This window comes from Treponema sp. R6D11 (assembly GCF_054786075.1).
Map to the genome: position 1 here is coordinate 1 of NZ_BDHD01001183.1, position 366 is coordinate 366.

Annotated in this window: 1 protein-coding gene; it reads right to left on the reverse strand. The window is 41.8% G+C overall.

Translation table 11 applies throughout. The features are described 5' to 3' along the window. On the reverse strand, positions 1 to 366 hold a 366-nt coding region (locus tag ACYVTD_RS18020), incomplete at both ends, for a hypothetical protein (RefSeq protein ID WP_461248983.1).

Sequence of the window (366 nt, forward strand, 5' to 3'; positions counted from 1 at the left end):
CTCCTGCATGGGCTACTTCTGTAGAAAGGAATGTTTTAATTCCCAATTCATGGAAGAACCAACTGTAAAGCGGATAGAGGGTATGCACGGAGAAAGCACGAGGGATGCCGACAACAAAATCACGTTTGAATTTTTGCTCGCCGTTTACGGGAGCGGCAAATTCTTCAAATAACATTTTTTGCCGTTTTTCGACATAATCAAACACAGGCACGTCTTTTACCTGTTTACGCATATTTGTGTATTTGTTACAGCGTCCGCCGAACATATATTTGTGATTGTTTACGTTTAACACCTGAATCGGGCAAAGGTTTTCGCAGGACTGGCAGTTAAAGACACGCTCATAGCCAATCTCACGGTTAATAATAT